The sequence below is a fragment of the Rahnella sp. PAMC25559 genome (assembly GCF_050632365.1).
GTDB classification, from domain to species: Bacteria; Pseudomonadota; Gammaproteobacteria; order Enterobacterales; family Enterobacteriaceae; genus Rahnella; species Rahnella rivi.
This window is the reverse complement of sequence record NZ_CP192543.1, coordinates 2,876,558-2,897,082: the sequence shown is the minus strand read 5'-3', so window position 1 is coordinate 2,897,082 and position 20,525 is coordinate 2,876,558. Positions and strand designations below refer to the sequence as shown.

Annotated in this window: 15 protein-coding genes and 2 tRNA genes; 10 read left to right on the top strand and 7 right to left on the bottom strand. The window is 50.4% G+C overall.

Going from position 1 to position 20,525, the window contains the following annotated elements:
* Nucleotides 1–212: 212 nt before the first annotated feature.
* A complete protein-coding gene (locus tag ACQZQY_RS14760) occupies nucleotides 213–1,841 on the top strand; it encodes a phosphoethanolamine transferase (protein ID WP_431295869.1) in 1,629 nt (542 codons plus the stop codon).
* Nucleotides 1,842–1,865: 24 nt separating this feature from the next.
* On the opposite strand, the gene ACQZQY_RS14755 is transcribed toward ACQZQY_RS14760, so the two are convergent.
* Nucleotides 1,866–2,762 carry a LysR family transcriptional regulator gene (locus tag ACQZQY_RS14755; RefSeq protein ID WP_431295868.1) on the bottom strand — a complete coding sequence of 299 codons (897 nt, stop codon included), beginning with the start codon at nucleotides 2,760–2,762 and terminating at the stop codon, nucleotides 1,866–1,868.
* A gap of 160 nt (nucleotides 2,763–2,922) precedes the next feature.
* Between ACQZQY_RS14755 and ACQZQY_RS14750 the strand changes: the two genes are divergently transcribed.
* Nucleotides 2,923–3,429 carry a phenolic acid decarboxylase gene (locus ACQZQY_RS14750; protein ID WP_122095459.1) on the top strand — a complete coding sequence of 169 codons (507 nt, stop codon included), beginning with the start codon at nucleotides 2,923–2,925 and terminating at the stop codon, nucleotides 3,427–3,429.
* Nucleotides 3,430–3,515: 86 nt separating this feature from the next.
* On the opposite strand, the gene ACQZQY_RS14745 is transcribed toward ACQZQY_RS14750, so the two are convergent.
* A complete protein-coding gene (locus ACQZQY_RS14745) occupies nucleotides 3,516–4,529 on the bottom strand; it encodes an alpha/beta fold hydrolase (protein ID WP_056780532.1) in 1,014 nt (337 codons plus the stop codon).
* Between the two features lie 226 nt (nucleotides 4,530–4,755).
* On the opposite strand from ACQZQY_RS14745, the gene ACQZQY_RS14740 reads away from it, so the two are divergent.
* The 3 genes from ACQZQY_RS14740 to ACQZQY_RS14730 all read left to right on the top strand — a co-directional run bounded on the left by ACQZQY_RS14740 (nucleotide 4,756) and on the right by ACQZQY_RS14730 (nucleotide 7,458).
* Nucleotides 4,756–6,291, top strand: coding sequence for an EAL domain-containing protein (locus ACQZQY_RS14740; protein ID WP_238485169.1), 1,536 nt, complete (start codon nucleotides 4,756–4,758; stop codon nucleotides 6,289–6,291).
* Nucleotides 6,292–6,462: 171 nt separating this feature from the next.
* Nucleotides 6,463–7,239, top strand: coding sequence for a DgsA anti-repressor MtfA (gene mtfA / locus ACQZQY_RS14735; RefSeq protein ID WP_056780536.1), 777 nt, complete (start codon nucleotides 6,463–6,465; stop codon nucleotides 7,237–7,239).
* Nucleotides 7,240–7,382: 143 nt separating this feature from the next.
* Nucleotides 7,383–7,458, top strand: a tRNA-Asn gene (locus ACQZQY_RS14730).
* Nucleotides 7,459–8,172: 714 nt separating this feature from the next.
* Here ACQZQY_RS14730 and ACQZQY_RS14725 read toward each other — a convergent pair.
* Nucleotides 8,173–8,955 carry an SDR family NAD(P)-dependent oxidoreductase gene (locus ACQZQY_RS14725; RefSeq protein WP_431295867.1) on the bottom strand — a complete coding sequence of 261 codons (783 nt, stop codon included), beginning with the start codon at nucleotides 8,953–8,955 and terminating at the stop codon, nucleotides 8,173–8,175.
* A 157-nt stretch (nucleotides 8,956–9,112) separates the two neighbouring features.
* Here ACQZQY_RS14725 and ACQZQY_RS14720 point away from each other — a divergent pair, with 157 nt between their 5' ends.
* The 3 genes from ACQZQY_RS14720 to ACQZQY_RS14710 all read left to right on the top strand — a co-directional run bounded on the left by ACQZQY_RS14720 (nucleotide 9,113) and on the right by ACQZQY_RS14710 (nucleotide 12,047).
* Complete coding sequence (locus ACQZQY_RS14720; RefSeq protein ID WP_056780542.1) at nucleotides 9,113–9,673, top strand: TetR/AcrR family transcriptional regulator; 561 nt, start codon at nucleotides 9,113–9,115, stop codon at nucleotides 9,671–9,673.
* Nucleotides 9,674–10,004: 331 nt separating this feature from the next.
* Nucleotides 10,005–10,988, top strand: coding sequence for a DUF1852 domain-containing protein (locus tag ACQZQY_RS14715; protein ID WP_056780546.1), 984 nt, complete (start codon nucleotides 10,005–10,007; stop codon nucleotides 10,986–10,988).
* Nucleotides 10,989–11,015: 27 nt separating this feature from the next.
* A complete protein-coding gene (locus tag ACQZQY_RS14710) occupies nucleotides 11,016–12,047 on the top strand; it encodes a methionine synthase (RefSeq protein WP_431295866.1) in 1,032 nt (343 codons plus the stop codon).
* 244 nt (nucleotides 12,048–12,291) lie between these two features.
* Here ACQZQY_RS14710 and katG read toward each other — a convergent pair whose 3' ends face one another.
* Nucleotides 12,292–14,502: a catalase/peroxidase HPI gene (katG, locus tag ACQZQY_RS14705; RefSeq protein ID WP_431295865.1), complete on the bottom strand. Its 2,211-nt coding sequence runs from the start codon at nucleotides 14,500–14,502 to the stop codon at nucleotides 12,292–12,294.
* A gap of 261 nt (nucleotides 14,503–14,763) precedes the next feature.
* Nucleotides 14,764–15,789, bottom strand: a complete 1,026-nt coding sequence (locus ACQZQY_RS14700; protein ID WP_183846786.1) for an LLM class flavin-dependent oxidoreductase — start codon at nucleotides 15,787–15,789, stop codon at nucleotides 14,764–14,766.
* A gap of 265 nt (nucleotides 15,790–16,054) precedes the next feature.
* Between ACQZQY_RS14700 and ACQZQY_RS14695 the strand changes: the two genes are divergently transcribed.
* A tRNA-Asn gene (locus tag ACQZQY_RS14695) sits at nucleotides 16,055–16,130 on the top strand.
* Nucleotides 16,131–16,291: 161 nt separating this feature from the next.
* The gene (locus tag ACQZQY_RS14690) at nucleotides 16,292–17,560 is read left to right on the top strand and encodes a tyrosine-type recombinase/integrase (RefSeq protein ID WP_431295864.1); all 1,269 of its coding nucleotides are present in this window, start codon (nucleotides 16,292–16,294) and stop codon (nucleotides 17,558–17,560) included.
* A 343-nt stretch (nucleotides 17,561–17,903) separates the two neighbouring features.
* Here ACQZQY_RS14690 and ACQZQY_RS14685 read toward each other — a convergent pair whose 3' ends face one another.
* Both ACQZQY_RS14685 and ACQZQY_RS14680 read right to left on the bottom strand, forming a co-directional pair.
* Nucleotides 17,904–18,554: a LysE family translocator gene (locus ACQZQY_RS14685; protein ID WP_431295863.1), complete on the bottom strand. Its 651-nt coding sequence runs from the start codon at nucleotides 18,552–18,554 to the stop codon at nucleotides 17,904–17,906.
* 808 nt (nucleotides 18,555–19,362) lie between these two features.
* Nucleotides 19,363–20,510 (bottom strand): IS3 family transposase gene (locus tag ACQZQY_RS14680; RefSeq protein WP_431295862.1). Its coding sequence is split into 2 segments (ribosomal slippage): nucleotides 19,363–20,273 and nucleotides 20,273–20,510, totalling 1,149 coding nucleotides; the frame shifts between segments, so codons are not numbered across the junction.
* Nucleotides 20,511–20,525 lie beyond the last annotated feature (15 nt).

The following is a 20,525-nucleotide window of genomic DNA, read 5'->3' as shown; positions in this document are numbered from 1 at the left end:
GCCCAGCATAAGGGTTGCGGGGGCTAAACCCTGCCAACTATATTTTATTTATTTTCTGAACCTTTCTGAAAAATGTGAGCTGTGAACCCTTTGTGACACTTCTATTAAGGCTTTCTTAAGCTAGCAATATTATGATTCACGACAATTCATTTATGTGCGTTATGGTTTCAGTCCGTTAACGCCTGCATCCTTCAGTTTTTTGGGAGTTTTCATTGCGCCATTTATTTCCGAAGATCAGCTACTTCTGGCTGACTTTGCTGCTCAGCTTATATTTTACGTTTATCGTTAACCTGCCAATCTTGTTACACTTTTACCGCATTCTTCATGCGCTGCCTGCCTACAGCCTGGCGTTCGCACTGACCATCCCCGTGGCACTTTTCTTTGCGCTGAACTTTGTGTTCACGCCGTTCAGCTTCCGCCCGTTACTTAAACCTTTCTTCATCATCATACTGCCGGTGAGCGCCCTCGCCAGTTTTGCCATGATGACCTATCAGGTGGTCTTTGACCGGGGGATGATCGAAAACATTCTGGAGACGCAGTCTGCCGAAGCGTCTTCGTATCTGAATCTGCAAGTGGTGCTGTGGTTTGTGTTTACCGGCGTATTACCGGCGATTGTGCTGTTCTTCACGCCCGTCAGCTATGATCAGACGCGTTTGCGTCGTCTGGGCGTGCGTCTGGTGTCGATGTTGGTGTCACTGGCGATCGTTGCCTCCATCGCCGGGGTGTTCTACAAAGATTACGCCTCCGTTGGCCGTAACAACCGCACCCTGAATCTGGAAATCGTGCCGACCAATTACCTCTACAGCGCCTTCCAGTACATGAATCACCGTTACTTCACCCCAAAAATGCCGTTTCAAACCCTCGGAAACGACGCCAGACTGGTGCAGACACCTGGCGAGAAACCCAACCTGGTGTTTCTGGTGATCGGCGAAACCGCCCGTGCGCAAAATCAGTCTTTTAACGGGTATGCGAAGCCGACCAATGAATACACTCAGGCCATGCCCGATGTGATCTTCTTTGCGCACATGACCTCCTGCGGTACGGCCACGGCGATTTCGGTGCCCTGCATGTTCTCGGACATGAAACGTACCCGCTATGACGCCAACCGGGCGCGCAACAGCGAAGGGTTGCTGGATATTCTGCATAAAGCGGGCGTCTCCGTGTTCTGGAAAGACAATGACGAAGGCTGTAAAGGCGTTTGTGACCGCGTGCCTAACGTCACCCTCAATACTCAAAAAGACGGTAAATATTGCGATGGCGACACCTGTTACGACATGGCGCTGCTGCAAAATATCGATGAGGACATCAAACCGGATGGCAGGAATACGCTGATCGGCCTGCATCTGATCGGCAGCCACGGCCCGACCTACTCAAGACGCTATCCGCCGGAATTCCGTAAATTTATGCCAGACTGCCCGCGCAGTGACATTGAAAACTGCACGCAGGAGCAGCTGGTCAATACCTACGACAATACCCTGCACTACACCGACTATGTGGTGTCACAGGTCATTGAAAAGGCGAAGCAATATCAGGATAAGTACAACGTGGCGGTGATTTATCTGTCCGATCACGGCGAATCCCTGGGGGAAAATGGTTTGTATCTGCACGGCACGCCGTACAGCGTCGCGCCCGCCGAGCAGACGCATGTGCCTATGCTGTTCTGGTTATCTGACGGCTATTCCAGAGCGCAGGGTATTGATGTGTCATGCCTGCAAGCTCATGCCGCGAAGGACGATGTGTCGCAGGATAATCTGTTCCATACCGTGCTCAGTGCCATGAACGTTCAGACCAGCGTACGGGATCCGCAGCTTGATCTCCTCGCGGCCTGCAAAAAAACCTAATCTGAACACCTGCTGCCCGGCGTTTCAGGGCAGCAGGCCACACGCCGCCAGAATACTTTGCGACAGGGCATGAACCGTCTGGTCAAAGTTTTGTGATTCTTTATCCATCACCATATACAACGCCGTTTGCCGCACCCTGCGGGCCGACAGCGTCAGCCTGCTCAGCACACCGCTTTCCAGCGCCGGGCCAACACTTCCCAGCGGCAGCCAGCCGTAACCCACGCCCACTGATATCGCCTCCATCGCCGCTTCCACCGTGGTGAACGTCCAGTTCGCCGCCTGACCGGCTGCGCGGCTGTCGCTTCGCGGCGAGCGACGGTCAGCCACCGTAATCAACGGAAAGCGCGCCAGATCTTCAGCGGAAAGCGGCACCGGCAGTTGTAACAGCGGATGATCGCTTTTCGCCACCGGCACGAAATCCACATCGAGAAGGAACCGTCCGTGTATCGCATTTTCCGGCGCCAGCGTGGTGAGGTACAAATCCGCTGATCGTTCATTTAATTGGCCGGGACTTTCACCCCGCAGAATTTCCGTCAGATGCACCTGGGTATCGGGAAACTGTTGCTGAAAGCATTTCAACGCACGGAACAAAAGGTTTTTAGGAAACACGCTGTCCACCACCAGACTCAGCTCCGTGCGCACCCCGCCGCGCAAGCCTGCCGCGCGATGCTCCAGTTGCAAGAAAGAGGAGATCAGCGGCGCCGCCTGCGCCAGTAGGGCTCGCCCTTGTTCGGTCAGCGTGGCTTTGCGCCCGGTAATTTCCAGCAGCGGCAGCCCGAGCCGCTCCTGTAACCCGCTCAACGCATAACTGACCGATGACTGACTGCGGTTCAGCACCGTGGCCGCCTGCGCAAAACTTCCCTGCTCAATCACCGTTTGCAACACAACCCATTGTTCAAGTGTGGTTCTCGGCAGCGCCATATCTGTCTCCTGTGCAGTGCAATTCGTCACCGCATAATACATCTAATAAACCGATTGTTTTTATCGAAAATCAGCGTTTTTTTATCAGATTTACCAGAGGTATGATTCTTTCATCGAAACGAAACACACGTTTCATCCAGAAAACCTGAGGAGATTCACCATGAGTAACTTTGATAAAAATGACCTGAGCGGCTTCGTTGGTAAACATGTGGTTTACACCTACGATAACGGCTGGAACTATGAAATCTATGTGAAAAACGCACAGACACTGGATTACCGTATTCACAGTGGCCTGGTGGGTAACCGTTGGGTGAAAGACCAGAAAGCTTACATCGTGCGTGTGGCATCAGAGGTTTACAAAATTTCGTGGACCGAGCCTACCGGTACTGACGTCAGCCTGATTGTGAATCTTGGCGATAACGTGTTCCACGGCACCATCTTCTTCCCGCGCTGGGTCATGAACAATCCGGAAAAAACCGTCTGCTTCCAGAACGATCATATTCCGCTGATGAATGCTTACCGCGATGCCGGTCCGGCCTATCCGACCGAAGTGATTGATGAATTCGCGACCATCACTTTTGTCCGTGACTGCGGCGCGAACAACGACACCGTGATCGACTGCGCAGCCAGCGAGTTACCGGCTAACTTCCCGGACAATCTGCGTTAATCGCCGAAGCAGAATGTCGAAACGCAAAACCATAAAAAACCGCAGCCCTGACGCAGGCTGCGGTTTTTTTTATGATGCTTGCGGCCTCAGTTCGCCAGGGTCTTCAGCAGAGCGGCATTAAATTTTTCGGGTTCTTCCATTTGCGGCGCGTGCCCCAATCCTTTGAATTCGATCAGCCGGGCATGGGGGATGAGCTTGGCGGCTTGTTTACCGAGCACTTTATAGTTGCCAATTTTGGCTTTCACTGCCGCCGGGGCGATGTCGCTGCCAATGGCCGTGGTATCAGACGTGCCGATCATCAGCGTGGTCGGGACACGTAAATTCTTAAATTCGTAGAACACAGGCTGCGTGAAAATCATGTCGTAAATCAGGGCCGAATTCCATGCCACCAGCTTATGCCCCGGCCCGTTGTTCAGACCGGCAAGCATATCCACCCAGCGGTCATATTCCGGTTTCCATTTGTTTACGTAATACGTTTTCAGCTCGTATTGTTTGATGCTCTCTGCCGACGTTTTCAGCTCGCGGTCATACCATTGATCCACGGTGCGGTATGGCACCCCTTTCGCTTTCCAGTCCTCAAGCCCGATGGGATTGACCAGCACCAGTTTCGACACTTCCGGCGCGAACATCAGGCTGTAACGCGTGGCTAACATTCCGCCGGTAGAGTGCCCGACGATCACCGCTTTGCTGATCTTCAGGCTTTTGAGTAACTCATGCGTGTTGATCGCCAGTTGCTGAAAACTGTACTGATAATGTCCGGGTTTGGTGGAGGAGCAGAACCCCACCTGATCAGGCGCAATCACGCGATAGCCTTTGGCCGCCAGCGCTGAAATCGTCCCGCCCCAGGTGGCGGCGCAGAAATTTTTTCCATGCATCAGCACCACGGTCTGTCCGTTTTTGTGGCCTGCCGGCGACACATCCAGATAGCCCATCTGCAGCGGCGCACCCTGCGAATTCAGCGAGAACTGTTTGAGCGGAAACGGGTAATCGAACCCCTGTAATTGTGGCCCGTAGCTTGGAGCATCGGCGGCCAGCGCAGCACCGCTGACGGAAAGAGAGATAACAGCAGCGCAGAGAAGTATGGAAAAGCGGGAAGGCATGTGTTCGTCCTGATGTCGTTTTCTGACAGGCGGCGTAAACGCTTATGCTACAAATTTTAGGCCCTCAATAAAACTGAAACCGCACGAACTGACTTTTCAGCATGAGCATCGGGCAGGTGGGAGATTGATTTCCCTCATTATTACTCGAGGTTTGCAGCAGATTTCGCTGATTATGCGTTATATTAAGAACAGTAAGCCTTCACAAATTCCTAAGGTGGACACTCCTTTGGCCTTATCCGTACATTGGCTATACCGGCCGCGATTCCGACTCTGTCTGTCGGTGCTGGCATTCCTGCTGGTCGCCGCGCTGGGCACGCTGGCGATTTCATGGCAGACCTCACAGGGATTGCGTAAAGATCACGCCGCCAGTCTGGCGCAATCGGTCTACATGGTGGATATGACCCTCGACAATGCCGCCGTCGCCGCCGATACCGTCAACAATCTGATCGGCGCCCCTTGTACCGAGGAGACGATTCAGGCTCTGCGCTGGCAGGTGGCGAAAGTGCCGAATGTGCGCACCGTCAATCTTTATACCGGCGACACCATTTATTGCACCTCCCTGTTTGGTGAGAAGATCGATTTCGTTTCCAAAGGCCACTACGCTGGCGGACAACTGATGCTGATGAGCGGCAATGCCGTAACGCCAAATCATCCGCTGATCGCCTATCGTCACGACGTGAACGGCCAGGGCGTTCTGGTCGGCGTTGACGGCTATTTCCTGCACAATATTCTTCGTTTACTCAGCCAGCAAAAATTTCTCGTTCTGAAGGTCGGCGACCAGTGGATGGATAATCAGGGCAAAATTCATCGTGATCTGGGCTGGCCGAAAGGCGAAAGAATGGCGTTGGCGTCTCAGCGTTACCCTTATGAGATGCGGCTGGTGATCAGCGGCAGCGATCACTGGCGTTACATCTTTGATTACGCCACCGCCAGTCTGGTGCTCTTTCCCCTGGTCGGCTTATTTGTGGCGTTCATGACCTACGGGCTGCTTGGCCGTTTTGGCACGCCGGTCACTGCACTGAAAACGGCGCTGGAGAAAAAACAGTTTATTCCCTGGCTGCAACCTGTGGTGGATGGCACGGATCATAAAATCACCGGCTGCGAAGTGCTTATGCGCTGGCAGCATCCGCATTCCGGGCTGATCCCGCCCTACCAGTTCATTCCGCTTGCCGAAGAAAGCGGATTAATTGTGCCGATGACCCGTTCAATGATGGCGCAGGTGCGCGATCAGTTTGGTCCGATGGCCGCGCAGTTGCCGAAAGGCTTCCATTTCGGGTTTAACATCTGCGCCAGTCACTTTAAAGATCTGACGCTGGTGGAAGACTGCAAAGCGTTCATCGACGCCTTTAAAGAAAACCCTGTGCATCTGGTGCTGGAACTTACCGAGCGCGAACTGATCGAACAAACGGACATCACCCACAGTTTGTTCAGCTCGCTGCGCCGGATGGGCGTCCTGATTGCCATGGATGACTTTGGCACCGGTCACTCCAGCCTGGCGTATCTGCAAAACTTCCACATCGATATCCTAAAAATCGACCAGAGCTTCATTGGCCGAATCGGCACCGACGCACTGGCCGGGCACATCGTCGATAACGTCATCGATCTGGCAAAACGTCTGCGCCTGATTATCGTGGCCGAAGGTGTCGAAACACAGGCACAGGTCGATTACCTGACGCCGTATCAGCTCGAATTCCTGCAAGGCTATTTTTTCAGCAAGCCCCTTGCGCCAAATACTTTCATCGAAAAATGGCTTAAAGAATAACGTGAGCTATGTCTTATAAGAGGATCCCGCATTTTGCTTAAAATGAGCGGATGTGTAACATCCTCTCAGAATCTGTGCAGTTCGACGCTAACTTGTTGAAGTTACTTGTTTTGGAGTGACTTCGGCTTAGCTGGCACTGATAAATCAAGTGATCACTTTGCGAGCAAAATGATGATTAAGTGGCCGTGGAAAGCAAATGAGCTGAAAATTGAGAGATCGGACGCGTGGAACGACGCCCTGAACATTCCGCTGTTGTCCTCTCTCAATGACGAAGAGCAACAACGTCTGATACGCATCGCCAGCCAGCTGCTGCAACAAAAACGGCTGGTGCCCTTGCAGGGCATTGTGCTCACCGAACAAATGCAGGCGCGCATCGCCCTGCTGTTTGCACTGCCGGTCATGGAGCTGGGCGCATCCTGGCTCGACGGGTTTCATGAGATTCTGCTCTATCCCTCTCCTTTTGTGGTCGATACCCCCTGGCAGGACGAGAACGGCCTGATCCACGCCGGAACGCAAATCCACGCCGGACAAAGCTGGGATCAGGGGCCGATCGTCCTTAACTGGCAGGACATTGAAGACTCCTTCGACAATTCTGGCTTTAATCTGATCATCCACGAAGCCGCGCACAAACTGGATATGCGTAACGGCGGCGAAGTCAGCGGCATTCCGCCCATTCCGCTGCGCGACGTGGTTGCCTGGGAGCATGATTTGCAGGCCGCCATGCAAAATCTGCAGGATGAAATCGACACCGTAGGCGAAGAGGCTGCCAGCATGGACGCCTACGCAGCAACCGACGCCGCCGAATGTTTCGCCGTACTTTCTGAATATTTCTTTAGTGCGCCAGAATTGCTGTCTGACCGGTTTCCGCTGGTTTACGGCCATTTCACCCGTTTTTATCAGCAAGACCCGCTGGCACGGCAACGTCGCGGACAACGCTGTGATTGTTAATCTGACGGCTGATCCCGTATTTTGATGGCGCTGATGATGATTTTCAGCCGTATTGATTAGATGCTGAGCAGTCAGCGGCTATTATTGAATTTTGCGTTGACACCCCGGCGCCCTCTGGATATTATCCGCCCCGTTCAAACGATTCCTCTGTAGTTCAGTCGGTAGAACGGCGGACTGTTAATCCGTATGTCACTGGTTCGAGTCCAGTCAGAGGAGCCAAATTAGAGAAGCCCGCTTAAGGAAACTTAAGCGGGCTTTTTGCTTTTCCGCTTTTCTTCCGTTCGGCGAAAATCGGGATACCTGAGAAACCAAATTCCAGACAATAAAAAACCCCGCTGGTGAGACGGGGTTCTATATTTTTTCGCCCTTAACGACAGGTAATCGTTAAGCAGCGACGTGCGACCATACAATCTAACGACGAGATTATAGCGTTCTTCAATACCCGTTGCAAACCCACGGACGCTCATTAATAATACAGGCCGTTAGGTTTGTCGTGCTTCAGGCTTTACCTATTTTAAAGCCCTGACTGCCAGACGGGTGGTGCCGCAAGCAGTGCCCCAGTCTGGAGTGCGACTATACAATCTAACACTTGTACACCCGTACTGACAGGCAATGTAAGGGTAAGGTACTGGTGTTGCGCTCCGCATTATGTGGAGAACGCGGATGAACATGTTGTCAGTGATCATCGTCGTACTGGAGCTGTTTTTAGCCCTTTTACGACTGATTAACCTGGTGAGTTAACTCTCCGGTTAAAACGCATCTAAAGGGGAAGGCCACTTCCCCTTTTAAATCATTTTAAAATCCATTTCGACGCGCTCACGCTTTCTGGTTAAATCCGCTCCTGATGCCCGTGATAGCCTGTCTGGAACAAAAAACACGCTGTTCATCCCTCGCGCCAACCATTTGTTCTCCTGCACAACGCACCTTTTCTAATTAAAGGGATTTATATCGCGCTGCGGGTTCATCTTGTTTGATGTCGGAAATCAGCGCCTGACGCGCACCGTCGAGGGCGTCCCAGTGTGCGGCATTTTGCAGTGGCGGAATGGTCACCTTTTCGCGACGGTCAAAACCGACCAGTGCGGCATCCACTAAATCATCCACCTGCATCATCTTAGGTGACGTTGTCACGTCAATGCCTGCGCGTTCCCAAATTTCCGTATAGGTTCCGGCTGGCAGCACCGCCTGGACATACACGCCACGGGATGACAGTTCCAGATCCAATCCCTGCGATAAGAACAGCACGTAGGCTTTAGTGGCGCCATACACCGACATCATAAATTCCGGAGCCAGCCCGACGACGGAACTGATATTGACAATTGCGCCCTCTCCCGCCTGCACAAAACGCGGCGTCGCGGCGTTTGCCAGCCGCGTCAGAGCTGTGATGTTCAGCGCAATCAGCCGTTCAATAGACTCTGACGTCTGCTCCGCAAAACCGCCCGACTGCGCAATGCCCGCGTTATTGATCAGAATGCCAATTTGCGCGTCGTCGCGCAGACGGGTTTCGACAGCCGCCAGTGCATCCGCTTGGGTCAGATCAGCGGGCAGAATGTCGACAGCCACGCCGTGTTCCTGCCGCAGACGCCCGGCCAGAGTGTCGAGTTTTGCCTTGTCGCGGGCGACCAGAACAAGGTTGTGCCCCCGGCGGGCGAAACGCTCTGCGTAAACAGCGCCGATGCCTGTTGAAGCGCCAGTAATGAGGACTGATGATTTGGTCATGAGATGATCTTCTTTATTGGTGAGTAAACAAAATCCGCCAGTGCGCGGCCAAAGTACAGACTTAATGATGGTGATCGTAATCTAAAAAGTCAATCGGTTTGATTACGGTTATCATCAATGTATACTTGAGGCATGAATTTTCGGGAGGTGGGCAAAAATGAAAGTGTCAAAAGAACAGGTTCGTGAAAACAGGAAACACATTGTTGAAACGGCTTCGGTGTTGTTTCGCGAACGGGGCTATGACGGTGTTGGCGTCGCGGAACTGATGTCAGCGGCAGGTTTCACTCACGGCGGGTTCTATAAACACTTTGCCTCCAAGGCGGATTTGATGTCGGAGGCAATGAGCTGCGGTTTTATGCGATCGGCAGAAAGTACCCAGGGGGTCAGCCGTGAGCAATTTGTGGAGAACTACCTCTCCCGGGAGCACCGTGATTCCATGGGCAAGGGTTGCGTCATGTCGGCGCTGGGGGCAGATACCGCCCGTCAGCCCGCGCCAATCAAAGCTGCATTTGCGCAAGGCATTGAAACGCAGCTGGCCCTGTTAGCCAGTGAACGTGGTCCGCAAAGCGCATCGCGCGCTGACCTTATCGACAGCATGGCCCACCTTGTTGGCGCTCTGGTGCTTTCCCGCGCCTGCCCCGATGATTCGGCACTGGCTGATGAGATCCTCGAGGTGTGCCGCGCGCGCCTTCTCAATAAGGCCGTCAGCGAGGAGTGAGCTTTCCGGCCCTGCTTTGTGCACGTGGCTGTGCCAAAATGAGTGCTGAAAAGCCCGTAAGGATAAATCTGAGCGGGCTTTCTTATGTCCGGGAGGCGTGAAGAACTGTCATGAGAAGCTGAACATCTGCCCGCTGATCATGAAGATCGTTCATGTTCAGTGAAATTAAATCACTTTTCCTTAGTCAGCGACTCAGGCATAAATTATACACGGTTATTAACAATAGAAAATTTTGAGGCTGCTGAAGGTAAATCTGAAAATAAATTGAGAAGCCCTGAAAAGCAAACAATCAAAACAGGTTTCATATCAGATGTCGGGATATCAGATAACAATGAATAAAAATATTACCTTTGCTATTAAGAGCATTCGTTTCGACGAAGATTATAATCCCTCGGAAAATACGCGTATTACCACCAACTTTGCTAATCTGGCAAGGGGTGAGAAACGCCAGGATAACCTGCGTAACACCTTAGTGATGATCGATAACCGCTTCAACTCTCTGGCTCACTGGGATAACCCGAAGAGCAATCGCTATTCTGTTGAACTTGATATCATTACTGTTCAGTTGACTATTTCCGGCGAAGACAGCTCAGATTCCTTCCCGGTGATTGAAATACTGAAAACAAATATCGTAGATAAACACACCAATCAGCGTATTGAAGGTATTTTGGGGAATAATTTCTCCTCTTATGTGAGAGATTATGATTTTAGCGTTTTATTGCCGGCGCACAATAAAACCCAATCTGCATTCAGTCTTCCTGAGAAATTTGGAGAACTGCATGGGGATATATTTAAATGCTTCATCAACTCAGATACCTATAAAGATAACTTCAATAAGAAACCGGTGATATGCCTGAGCGTCTCCAGCAAAAACACCTATTATCGCACCGGCGTGAAACATCCTGTATTGGGTATCGAATATCAGCAGGATGAACTTTCTCTGACGGATGAATATTTCGCAAAAATGGGATTACGTGCGCGATATTTCATGCCTGAAAACAGCGTGGCACCATTAGCCTTCTACTTCACCGGCGACTTACTCAGTGATTACACAAATCTTGAGCTGATCAGCACCATCAGCACGATGGAAACTTTCCAAAAGATTTACCGCCCTGAGATTTACAATGCTAATTCTGCGGCCGGAATACAGTATCAGCCAAGCCTGAATTATCAGGATTATTCTTTAACCCGCATTGTTTACGATCGGGAAGAACGTAGCCAGCTGGCTGTTGAGCAAGGGAAGTTTACTGAAGAAAATTTCATTAAACCCTATCAATCCGTTCTTGAACAATGGTCTGCGCAAACCGTTCTTTGATTATAAAAAAATATAAGGTCACCTGTTATGAAAAAATTATTACCGACATCGACTGCGGGCAGTTTACCTAAGCCTTCCTGGCTGGCACAACCTGAGGTGCTTTGGTCCCCGTGGAAATTGCAGGATCAGGAATTAATTGACGGCAAACAGGACGCCCTGCGTTTGTGTCTGGAAGATCAGCAACAGGCGGGTATTGATATTGTCAGCGACGGCGAGCAAACCCGTCAGCATTTTGTCACGACGTTTATTGAGAACCTCAGCGGCGTTGATTTCGAAAAACGCGAAACGGTTAAAATTCGTAATCGCTATGAAGCGAGCGTGCCGACGGTTGTTGGGCCGGTAAGCCGCCAACGATCGGTTTTTGTCGAAGATGCTAAGTTTTTACGTCAGCAAACCACACGATCAATTAAATGGGCTCTGCCAGGGCCGATGACCATGATCGATACGCTGTATGATAACCACTATAAAAGTCGCGAAAAACTTGCCTGGGAATTCGCTAAAATTCTCAATGAAGAAGCCAAAGAATTAGAAGCTGTCGGCGTCGATATTATTCAGTTCGATGAGCCCGCGTTTAATGTCTTCTTTGATGAAGTGAATGACTGGGGCATTGCCACTTTAGAAAGAGCTATCGAAGGGCTTAAATGTGAAACGGCTGTCCACATTTGCTACGGTTATGGCATTAAAGCCAATACAGACTGGAAAAAAACGCTGGGCACCGAATGGCGACAATATGAAGAGATTTTTCCAAAACTGCAAAAATCTAATATCGATATTATTTCACTGGAATGTCAGAACTCTCATGTACCCATTGAGCTGCTGGAACTTATTCGCGGTAAAAAGGTAATGGTGGGAGCCATTGATGTGGCAACCAATAATATCGAAACACCGGAAGAAGTCGCCGCCACCCTTCGCAAAGCGTTGCAGTTTGTAGACGCCGACAAGCTCTATCCTTGCACTAACTGCGGCATGATCCCCCTGCCTCGCAGCGTGGCAAGAGGCAAGCTGGATGCCTTAAGTGCAGGCGCTGAAATCGTCCGCAAAGAGCTTCTGGCGAAATAATTTCGCCACCCGTCTGATGTTTGAAGTGAGCCTGTAGGGTGGTGCGATCCCCCTTCAGGCTCACTTCACCACCGCAACACCCTTCCCGGAAAAATCCAATACTGCTTCTGTCGGCGCTGGTGGCAACGGAGGAAACGGCGGATCCCCTCTCTGACAGCGTAATCTCCCTGTTAAAAAGCCCGCTCAGTTATCCCTGAGCGGGCTTTGAGGGTGTTAACTACCCTTTACTGTCCTGCCTTTACGTTTACAGTTCGAACCGGTCCAGGTTCATCACTTTTGTCCAGGCAGCGACAAAGTCTTTCACAAACTTCTCTTTAGCATCAGCGCTGGCATAAACCTCGGCATTTGCACGTAAAACGGCATTCGAACCAAACACCAGATCGGCACGGGAGGCAGTGAATTTACCCTCTCCGCTGACGCGATCGCGGCCTTCGAAACGTTCACCCGTTCCGTCGGTGGCTTTCCATTCGGTGCGCATGTCGAGTAAATTGACGAAGAAATCCGTGTTAAGTTCGCCGGTTTTTTGCGAGAAAACCCCCAGCTGACTGCCGTCATAGTTTGCCCCCAGCGCGCGTAATCCGCCGACGAGCACCGTTAATTCAGGCACGGTCAGCGTCAGTTGCTGGGCCTTGTCGATCAACAGATTTTCGGTCGAGGCATTGGCCGAACTGCCACGGTAGTTACGGAAACCATCGGCTTTAGGTTTCAGCAATTCGAAGGACTCAATGTCCGTCTGTTCCTGACGGGCATCCACACGACCGGCAGTGAATGGCACCTCGATATCAACGCCAGCCGCTTTCGCTGCCTGCTCAACACCGACCACGCCCGCCAGTACGATCACATCCGCCAGTGAGGCCGTGCGGGAGGACTGCTGGATGGATTCCAGAGTGGGCAGTACGCGCGCCGCCGTGGCATTCACCTCCCACCCTCTTTGTGGCTGAAGCGCCAGGCGGGCACCGTTCGCGCCCCCGCGTTTGTCGCCGCCACGGAAAGTCGAAGCCGAAGCCCAGGCGACCGACGTAAGTTCACTGACGGTAAGACCGGAAGCCGCAATTTTTTCCTTCAGCTGCGCAATCTCAGCAACGGTCGGGTGATAAACAGGGACCGGCAACGGATCCTGCCAAATGAGATCTTCTTTTGGCACTTCCGGCCCGATATAACGCGCTTTTGGCCCCATATCGCGGTGAGTCAGTTTGTACCACGCTCTGGCAAAAGCTTCGTTAAAGGCTTGCGGGTCGCCGTGGAAACGACGTGAAATTTTTTCAAACTCAGGATCAAAGCGCAGCGTCAGATCGGTGACCAGCATGGTCGGTTTGCGTTTTTTTGACGTGTCGAACGGATCAGGAATGATGTCTGGTGCATCGGCGGCTTCAAACTGAATGGCCCCCGCCGGGCTGCGGGTCTGCACCCACTCATATTTGAAGAGGTTTTCGAAGAAGTAATTGCTCCACTGCGTCGGGGTTTGCGACCAGATCACTTCCAGACCGGAGGTGATGGCATCTGCGCCCGCGCCGGTTCCGTGGCTGCTTGCCCAGCCGAGGCCCTGAGATTCAATCGGTGCGGTTTCGGGATCAACACCCACGTGGGTGGCAGAAGCGGCGCCATGCGTTTTACCGAGCGTATGACCACCGGCGATTAACGCGACGATTTCCTCGTCGTTCATTCCCATATTGCCGAAGGTGGCACGGATGGCCGGAGCGGCAGAAGCCGGATCACCGCTGTGATTTGGACCTTCCGGGTTCACGTAAATCAGCCCCATTTCCGTTGCGCCCAGCGGAGATTTTGCCAGTTCTTCAGGATGGCGGTGTTCAAGCCAGGTGGTTTCGTCACCCCAGTTCACATCCAGATCCGGTTCCCAGACGTCTTCGCGACCGGCACCAAAACCAAAGGTGCGGAAGCCAGAATTTTCCAGCGCGACGTTACCCGCCAGAATGTAGAGATCTGCCCAGGAAATTTTCTGACCGTATTTTTGCTTCACCGGCCACAACAGACGGCGCGCTTTATCGAGGCTGACGTTATCCGGCCAGGAGTTGAGAGGAGAAAAGCGTTGCTGACCGCGTCCTGATCCGCCGCGTCCATCGACGGAGCGATACGTCCCGGCGCTGTGCCACGCCATACGGATGAACAGGCCGATGTAACTGCCCCAGTCGGCGGGCCACCAGGCCTGAGATTCGGTGAGCAGCCCTTTGATATCGGACTTGAGTGCAGAGTAATCTAACTTAGCGAATTCTTTACGATAATCAAACGTCTCGCCCAGTGGGTTGGAACGAGTTGAGTGCTGATTTAGCAGGTCAACCCTGAGCTGATTGGGCCACCAGTCACGGTTGGATGTGCCACCGCCGGAGGATTTATTGGTATTACCTTCATGGAAGGGGCATTTACCGGCGGATGCTTCTCTTTCTGCTTCAACAATGGGCTTTGCGTCTTTTGCTTCTTCATCAATGGAATTGCTCATGCTCACACTCCTGTTTTTGTAGTCTCATTGCTACTCTATACGCGGATTGAAACCAGTCACATCTGAATCACCCTATGTATTTGATAGATCTTGCCTTCAGAATTTTGTGCAGTGCCTGCGGGTTTTTTCATCAAAATAATGCCATCACTGATTATAGAATAACCCCTTAATGACAGCGGCTTATCTGCCCGCGTCGCAAAAAGAAAAAAGCCCGCCAGGGTTTCCCCCGACGGGCTTTCGTTTCGTCATGTTGCTTAGCGACTACTCACGCCATCCCATTTCGGGAGCAACATGTTTAAGGATCGATTCAATCACATGCACGTTATACTCAACGCCCAGCTGATTCGGCACGGTCAGTAACAAGGTGTCGGCTTCGGCGATGGCTTCATCCTGTTTCAGCTGTTTGATCAGCATTTCCGGGCTGGCTGCATAGCTGCGACCGAAAATCGCACGGGTTTTCTCATCGAGGAAACCCACTTTATCGCCATCGTTACTGCTGCCGCCAAAGTACATGCGATCGCGGTCATCCATCAGGGCAAAAATGCTGCGGCTGACCGAGACACGCGGTGCCCGCTCATGCCCGGCTTCCTTCCAGGCCGCACGATAGGCGCGGATTTGCTGCGCCTGCTGAATATGGAACGGCTCGCCGGTTTCATCATCTTTCAGCGTTGAGCTTTGCAGATTCATGCCCAGCTTCGCGGCCCAGACGGCGGTCGCATTCGAGCCAGCGCCCCACCAGATGCGCTCGCGCAGCCCTTCAGAATAGGGTTCAGTGCGCAGCAAACCTGGCGGATTTGGAAACATCGGTTGCGGATTGGGTTTCGCAAAACCTTCTCCGCGCAGCGCATCCAGCAGCTTTTCAGTATGACGGCGCGCCATATCGGCTTCTGTTTCGCCCTCTTCCGGCTGATAACCAAAATAGCGCCAGCCGTCGATCACCTGCTCCGGCGAACCCCGGCTGATACCGAGCTGCAAACGCCCCCCGGAAATCAAATCCGCGGCGCTGGCGCTTTCGGCCATATACAGCGGATTCTCGTAACGCATATCGATAACACCGGTACCAATCTCGATCTTGCGGGTTTTGGCACCAATGGCTGCCAGCAACGGGAATGGCGAGGCCAGCTGACGGGCAAAGTGATGCACGCGGAAATAAGCGCCATCGGCTCCCAGTTCTTCAGCCGCCACGGCCAGATCGATAGATTGTAATAATGCATCTGCTGCCGAACGGGTGCCCGACTGCGGAGATGGCGTCCAGTGACCAAATGATAAAAATCCAATCTTTTTCATCGCGTATTCATCCTCATAGTGCGAAAAACGCTGCGCCGGACCCGACTGGCGGATAACAGCACACTGATGGGATTACTTTACGCGACTCAGGATGAGAATAAATGTCATTTATTTAACATAAGGATTCAGTTTATTTGATGAACTGCGGGAAAGATTTACTGTTTTTTGACCCATCTGCACAAATTGTCTCCCATCAGAACGTCGCAGCAAAAAAACCTTTGATCCCGCCCCCGTCACTCGTTATCATGCGCCCCGTTCACACGATTCCTCTGTAGTTCAGTCGGTAGAACGGCGGACTGTTAATCCGTATGTCACTGGTTCGAGTCCAGTCAGAGGAGCCAAATTTATGTTTTCATGCATCTTCACGAATCTTTATAAGATTTAGATTCAACAAGTTAGTGTGAAAAGTCTTCCCGATGCATTTTCATTTCCCCCTCCGCATCGGGCAAGATTGGTGGTCTGATTTGGGGTCATTTCAGTTCGATTATGGAGTGACCACCATATGTCTCTGAACGACACTAAAATCCGCAGTCTCAAGCCTTCTGAAAAACCTTTCAAAGTTTCCGATTCTCATGGCCTGTACCTTTTGGTCAATCCAGGCGGTTCACGTCTCTGGTATCTCAAATATCGTATCAATAGAAAAGAATCACGTCTTGGCTTAGGTGCCTACCCTGATGTGTCTTTGGCTGATGCCCGTCAACAACGTGACGGCATCCGTAAACTCCTCGCGCAAAATATCAATCCAGCCCAGCAACGTATCGCAGACAAAGCAGCCCGCGCACCAGAAAAAACCTTTAAACACGTTGCATTGAGCTGGCATCAAAGCAATCGAACCTGGTCAGAGAACCACTCTGCCCGCCTGCTTGCCAGCATGAACAATCATATCTTCCCGAAAATCGGGCACCTGCCTGTCACAGAACTCAAAGCTCCCCATTTTATCGACCTGCTGAAAGGCATAGAGACAAAAGGTTTGCTGGAAGTCGCGTCCCGAACTCGTCAGCACCTGTGCAATATCATGCGACATGCAGTGCATCAGGGAATGATTGAAAACAACCCGGCGTCTAATTTCGAAGGTATCATTGCAGCACCGGTTAAACGACACTACCCGGCCCTTTCCCTTGAACGATTACCTGAACTATTGAGTCGGATTGATGGCTACCATCAAGGACGGGAATTAACCCGGCTGGCAGTAATGCTGACTTTGCATCTGTTTATTCGCTCCAGCGAACTGCGGTTTGCCCACTGGACGGAGATAAATTTCAGAAACAAAATCTGGACTATCCCCGCCACACGAGAACCGATCCCCGGTGTCCGCTATTCCTGCAGGGGGGCGAAAATGCGCACGCCGCATATAGTACCGCTGTCACAACAAGCCATCGACATACTGAAGCAGATAAGAGAAATCTCCGGTGACCAAGATCTGGTGTTCCCCAGCATTCGTAATCCATCTAGACCAATGAGTGAAAATACGGTTAATAAGGCACTGCTGCTGATGAAATATAATACTAAAGAGGATATTTGCGGCCACGGATTCCGAGCAATGGCCCGTAGTGCCTTGATAGAATCAGGCCTCTGGTCACAGGATGCGATTGAGCGTCAGATGAGCCATCAGGAGCGCAACAGCGTCAGAGCGGCTTACATCCACAAAGCAGAATATCTCGATGCTCGAATAGCGATGATGCAATGGTGGTCTGATTATTTAAATTTCAGCAGAAATGGATATATTGCACCATGTATTTACTCCCGAAAGAATAGGCCCGCCAAAAAATAGAATTTCATGAATATAATGCCGGGGGTTTTGACAATAAACTCCCGTTTTTTATTATAGTGCAACAACGATGAACAATGCCAATTGGTGACAATCTCTGACTACAAGATTGATGTGACAGCCCCATTATCTAACAATGGAAGTCATATAGCCTTTATGGTATAACCATCAAAATAAAGTGGTTACCTTTAGGTATAACAGGTTGTATTTTAATCACCCTCAGCATTTTTAATGTTATAATTAGTAATCATGTGCATTGTAAAAATTAAAAAATAGATCCAGCTAAAACTGCAATCGATAGATATTTAAAGCAGTAATAGAAAAATCAAGATGAACCATGTTTAATTTATCTTTGAATATTTGAAGTATCACCGCTAAATAACATCCTCACTCCTAAGCCAATCATCACCACACCAGTAAAGCGTTGTTGCCAAATTAGTAATTTTGGATTACTAGAAAGCCAATGACCTACCGTGCCAGAGGCCATAGCAACTGAACCCAATGAAATAATACCTGCAAGTTTCTGGATAGTGCCAAATATAAGCAGTTGCAACCAGACTGAACCTATCTCAGGATTAACAAATTGTGGTAGAAACGCAAACATAAATAATAGCGACTTGGGGTTGGTAAGACTGTTGACTGCGCCCTCTTTAACAGCCTGCCATCCAGTCATTGAACTTGGCTGTAAAAGTGTGGAACTTCCAGACTTGCTGGCCTTAAGCATCTTGATACCAAGCCACACCAAGTAGATTGCACCAGCCAATCGTAAAATATCTAAGGCCAATGGGTATGTACGTAGCATCGTCGCAAGTCCCAAAACCAGCATAGATACTTGAACTATTCCTGCAAGGAACACCATACCGAAAACATTCAACAAGGCGATTCTTCGCCCTTGCCCGATCCCCCGTGCAAGCGTCAACATCATATCCGGCCCTGGAGACAATTCTAATAAAGTCAATGCAATCAGGAACGTAGCGAACGTTTCAATAGTAGGCATTTTAGGATTAAGAACTCATTTCTGAAGAGACATCTAGAGGTTAGTTATATTAACTCCTCACCATAACTTAGAAAAGTACTTAAGCGATATAAATAGCAGGCGGCAATGTTATGAGAGTGCCTAATGGATCGGTCTCATAAGCATCTGGGCAGGTTTTCATAGTAGCAAAGATACCGTTATAATCTCCTAACCGATGTTGCATAGTTTACCTAAAGCCTTATATAACAGTAGTCCTTTGAACATAGTGATGACATGCGGCTAATCCCGTCGGTTATTTACTATTGCGATTGGATCAGATTATGTCATGCACAATAGCATAGGTAAAATAATGACTTACGATTCCCCAGAGCTTACTCCAGTGTCTGCTTGAAAATAACACCCAACACTCACACTTTGAAAACAGGCTTGAAAGATGTGCAATAAATAAATATCAAAACAGTTCCACGAGTGTTCTAAGAACCGATTAAACTTGCTGACTTAGCTCAAAGTCATTAATGAATTTTTCTCACAATAACATTGAGTTTTCACCCCCTAATCAGATTACCTTTAATCAGCCACTATGTACTTCAGGTGAATGAAGTATCTGGCAGGTCTAAAGACTGCCCTTGAAATCGTTATGAACCAATTTTAATTCTTAGTGAGAAAATCTTAGTACCAATTTAAGTAACTTGGATAATGGGGGGGCTAAATTCTGTTACCAACCTCTATTGCTATAGTTTTAAATTCTGGGACATCGATTTAGAAATGCTACACATCGATTGTGAATTCAGGCTTGGTCTGATTGTATTTCTGAATCGCTACGGGTAATCTAGACACTTCCGAGCCGTTGATGATACTGCTGTTCATATTCATTCGGCGACATCTGATCGCTTGAACCATGCCGACGCCTACTGTTATAAAACATTTCGATGTAATCAAAAATATCGCTGCGGGCTTCTTCCCGCGTTCCATAGATCTTTTTCTTTATCCGCTCACGCTTTAAAAGCTGGAAAAAACTTTCTGCAACTGCATTGTGGTGGCAGTTGCCGCGTCGGCTCATGCTGCCTTCCAGACCATGTGACTTCAGGAATGACTGCCACTCATGGCTTGTATACTGACTGCCTTGGTCAGAATGTACCAGTACCTGTTTTCGTGGGCTACGTCGCCACAGTGCCATTAGCAACGCATTCAGAACGATATCTTTCGTCATTCGGGATTGCATCGACCAGCCAATGATTTTGCGGGAGAACAGATCGACGATCACCGCAAGATACAACCAGCCTTCATGCGTCCTGATATACGTAATATCTGCCACCCAGCGTTCATCCGGTGCCATCGGATTAAATTGCCGCTGGAGTCTGTTAGGCGTCACAATGCTTGCTTCGCCTTTGTACGATCTTGGACTGCGATAACCGACCTGAGCTTTTATTCCAGCGCCGTGCATCAAACGCCAGACCCGGTTTGCACCACACCGCTCACCCGTATCGCGCAGATCTAGGTGGATCTTGCGATAGCCATATACACATCCAGATTCAAGCCAAAACTGCTTAATCAGCCCGGTCAGCTTCTGGTCTGTGTGGTATCGCCGTGAATGTGGTTGCTGAAGCCAAGCATAAAAACCACTCGGATGAACATCCAGAACACGGCAGAGCAAACGAACCGGAAAGTCACGACTGTTGTCACGAATAAAGACGTACCTCAGTCGGACAGCTTTGCGAAGTACGCCGCGGCTTTTTTTAATATATCTCGTTCATCAGTAACCCGTTTTAGTTCTTTCTGGAGCCGTCGGATCTCAACCTGAGCATCAGACTGGTCTTGGTTTACCGAAGAATCTGGGCCGTACTTCTTTATCCACGCATAAAGACTGTGTGTGGTGATATCGAGGCGTGTTGCCACGCTTGAAACGGAATGGCCACGACCAACAACCTGTTTGACCGCTTCAATTTTAAACTCGTCGGGATAACGCTTACCGCTCATGGGCACCTCTTTTTT